At 70.4% G+C, this 4,041-nt stretch carries 3 protein-coding genes; all 3 read left to right on the plus strand.

All coding sequences use genetic code 11. The features are described from left to right. The coding region (locus tag DBR34_RS13810; RefSeq protein WP_258223932.1) for a FecR domain-containing protein at window positions 1-786 on the plus strand (786 nt) is incomplete at its 5' end. 14 nt (window positions 787-800) lie between these two features. After that, window positions 801-2,609, plus strand: a complete 1,809-nt coding sequence (locus tag DBR34_RS13815; protein ID WP_128097218.1) for an amidohydrolase family protein — start codon at window positions 801-803, stop codon at window positions 2,607-2,609. Then, window positions 2,593-4,041: amidohydrolase (locus DBR34_RS13820; protein ID WP_219928297.1), on the plus strand; the 1,449-nt coding region annotated here is incomplete at its 3' end. The genes DBR34_RS13815 and DBR34_RS13820, both read left to right, overlap by 17 nt.

The following is a 4,041-nucleotide window of genomic DNA, read 5'->3' on the forward strand; positions in this document are numbered from 1 at the left end:
GCCCGCGTGCACGGCCCACGGCCGCGGCTGCAATGGGCCGTGGGACTGGCAGCCACACTGTGCCTGCTGGCGCTGGGCGTGCACGAACACAGCGATGCCGGGGACTACCACGTCACCCACAAGGGCGAGATCCTGCGCGTACCGCTGGCCGATGGCTCGGCGGTGACTCTGGATTCGGGCGCGGCGGTGCGCGTGCACTACACCGACGCGCGCCGCGAGATCACCCTGCTGCGCGGCGAAGCCTTGTTCGACGTGGCCAAGAACCGGGCCCGCCCGTTCGTGGTGACCGCGCGTGATACCGCGGTGACCGCAGTAGGCACCAGTTTCTCGGTGAGCCTCAACGAACAACGCACGCACGGCGTGGAAGTGCTGGTGCGCGAAGGCATCGTGGATGTCGCCACGGCCAGCGGCGCGGTCGCCCCGACAAGGCTGCTGGCCAACCACCGCGCCCTGGCCAACCGCAGCCACGGCATCCGCATCGAAACCGTCGGCCACGATGACCTCGACCAGCAGCTGGCGTGGCGCGAGGGCATGCTGTCATTCAACGGCGACACGCTGTCGGTGGCCGCTGCACAGTTCCTGCGCTACAGCGATGTGCGCATCATGATCGACGACCCGCTGGTCGGCAGCCGTCGCATCGTCGGGCTGTACTCGGCCAATGACCCGCTCGGCTTCGCGCGCAGCGTCGCGCTCAGCCTCGGCCTGGAGGTGGACCAGCAGGGCAACGACGTCTGGCTGCGCACGCCGCACAACGCCTTCCACAGCGCGCCGCGCTCACTGCAATGAACCGGGATGCCCGAATGACTGCCACTGTTTCGCGTGCGCGCCTGCTGGCGCTGCTGACCGCCCTGTTGTTGGCCAGTGGCCAGGCCTGCGTGGTTGCCAGTGCCGCCGACAACGACGTGCTGATCCGCAACGCCATGGTCTTCGACGCCACCGGGCGTGCGCCCTATGCGGCCAGTGTCCTGGTGCAGGACGGGCGCATCGCCGCGATCGGCACCGCTCTCAAGGCGCCGGCGCATACCCGCCAGGTGGATGCCAAGGGCCAGGCACTGCTGCCGGGCCTGTTCGACCTGCACACCCACTGGACCCCCAACGCCGAGCCGTCGACGCTGCCGCAGATCGCCACCCGCTATCTGGACGCTGGTGTCACCACCGTGAGCGATTTCCACCAGCCGCCGGAGGCCTATGCGCCGCGCCGCGCCTGGCTGCAGCGCATCGCCGCGCCGGATGTGAAGTTCGCCGCGCGCATGAGCACGCCGCTGGGCCACGGCGCCGACTGGGGCGATGAGAACACCACCCGCTGGGTCAACTCGCCCGAGGCGGCCACCGCGGCGGTGAAGCAGGTGGCGGCCTACAGGCCGGACTTCATCAAGGCGTTCACCGACGGCTGGCGCTACTCCAACGCGGCCGACAACAGCAGCATGGACGAAGAAACCCTGACGGCCCTCGTGGAAGAAGCGCACCGCCAGCATCTGCGCGTGTTCACCCACACGGTGATGGTCAAGCGCGGCAAGACCGCCGCGCGGGCCGGGGTGGATGCGCTGGCGCACAGCGTGCAGGACGGCCCGGCCGACGCCGAGCTGATTGCGCTGATGAAGCAGCACGGCACCCGCTATTCGCCGTCGCTGGCGGTGTACCTGCCCGAGCGCGTGGATGGCAGCGGCAAGGCCCGCGCCGGCACCGAGGCCTACCGCCAGCGCGAGGCGAACTTCGCCAATGCCCTGCGCAACGTCAAAACCCTGCACGATGCCGGCATTCCGATCGTGCTGGGCACCGATGCCGGCATGACCGGCACCCCGCACGGCGCGTCCACCCTGCGCGAGTTGGAGCTGTTCGTGCAGGCCGGGCTGACCCCGACCGAGGCCCTGGTGGCCGGCACCCGCGCCAGTGCCGAAGCACTGGCCCTGGACGACCGCGGCAGCATCGAGGTGGGCAAGCGCGCCGACCTGCTGCTGGTCACGGGCAAGCCGTGGGAACGCATTGGCGACATCCGCAACACCCGGCAGGTGTACGTGGCCGGGCGCCAGGTGGTGGGCAAGGGCGTGCAGCTGCCGGCAGGCAACCGCGCCACATCGCTGCCACCGCTGCGCATCGACGCGCTGGTGGATGATTTCGAGCGCGCCGACCAGCGCACCGCGCTGGACACGCTGCGCAATGACGATGCCGACGGTGGCAACGACCGTACCGTACAGGTCACCGACGTGATCGACCGCGATGGCGGTGGCAAGGCGCTGTCGATGCAGGCCCGACTGTCGAGCAAGGACGACGCCTACGCAGGCGTGATCCTGCCGCTGACGCGCGGTTCGGTCGCACCGGCCGACCTGCGCGGCTGGAAAGGCGTGCGCGTGGATGTGCGCGGCGATGCCAGCGTGCGCCTGGAAGCACGCGGTCTGCAGGGCCGCCGCTGGGCCGCACCGGTAGCGGCCACTGGCACATGGCGGACCGTGGAAATTCCCTTCCACGCGCTGCAGGGCCAGCCGCCATACCGCGCCAAGGGGCCGTTGCCCGCCTGGCGCGGCGATGACGTGCAGCAGCTGGTGTTCACCGGCACCGGCGCCGCCGGCACCAAGATCTGGTTCGAGATCGACAATGTCCGGTTCTACTGACGTGGTGCGGCGTCACGCACGGGGTGCGCTGGCGATGTTGGCCTGCATCGTGGGCGGGCCTGCAATCGCCGCCGATGCCTCCCATGACGTGCTGGCGGCGGTGGATGCCTACGCCGCGCGACAGGCCGAGGTGGGCCAGCAGCTGTGGGCACAGCCGGAACTGGGCTACCTGGAAACCCGGTCATCGGCACTGCTGCAGGACGAGCTGCGCGCTGCCGGTTTCCGCATCGAGGCCGGCGTGGCCGGCATGCCCACCGCGTTCGTGGCCCGCTACGGCAAGCGCGGCAATGGCCCGGTGATCGCCCTGCTGGCCGAGATGGATGCATTGCCCGGCATGTCGCAGGCCGCGCTGCCCACGCGCAGCCCCATTCCGGGCCAGGACGCGGGACAGGCCTGTGGCCACAACCTGTTCGGGGCCGCGGTGGTGGGCGCCGCGCAGGCCGTGGCGCAGTGGCTCAAGGCCAGTGGCCACGACGGCGAAATGCGCGTGTACGGCACCCCGGCCGAGGAGGGCGGCAGCGGCAAGGTCTACATGACCCGCGCCGGCCTGTTCAACGACGTCGACGTGGCGCTGCATTGGCACCCGGCTGCGGCCAACTCCGCCGCGCAGGGCACCAGTCTGGCCAACATCAGCGGCAAGTTCCGCTTCAAGGGCATCGCCGCGCACGCCGCGCTCGCACCGGATCGCGGGCGCTCGGCGCTGGATGGTGTGGAAGCCCTCAACCACATGGCCAACATGATGCGCGAGCACGTGCCCGACGGCACCCGCATCCATTACGTGATCAGCAACGGCGGCGCCGCGCCGAACGTGGTGCCCGATGCCGCCGAAGCGTATTACTACGTCCGCCACGTCGACCCGGCGGTGGTGCGCGATGTGATCGAGCGCCTGCAGCTGGCCGCGCGCGGTGCGGCGATGGGCACCGGCACCGAGGTGGTGTTCGAACCCACCGGCGGGGTGTATTCGCTGCTGCCCAACGATGCGTTGGGCCGCGTCATGCAGGCCTCGCTGCAGCAGGTGGGCGGCGTGGTGTATGACGCGGCCGACACCGCGTTCGCCACCCAGCTGCAGCAGACCCTGCAGCAACGTCCTGCCTTGGCCACCGCGGCCAAGCTGGAGCCGTACCGCGACGATCAGGCCGGTGGCGCCTCCACCGATGTGGGCGACGTGAGCTGGAACGTACCCACCGTGGGCCTCAGTACCGCCACCTGGGTGCCCGGCACCCCGGCACACAGCTGGCAGGCGGTGGCGGCATCGGGGGCGCCGATCGGCACCAAGGGGGCGCTTACCGCGGCGAAGGTGCTGGCGCTGACCACGGTGGCGTTGTTGCAGTCGCCACAGACCGTGACGGCGGCGAAGAAGGAATTCGCACAACGGCGGGGCGCGCAGTTCCGTTATGTGCCGCTGCTGGATCGCACCGCACCGCCGCTGGAC

It is taken from the genome of Stenotrophomonas sp. HMWF003 (assembly GCF_003061285.1).
GTDB lineage: Bacteria > Pseudomonadota > Gammaproteobacteria > Xanthomonadales > Xanthomonadaceae > Stenotrophomonas > Stenotrophomonas maltophilia_AP.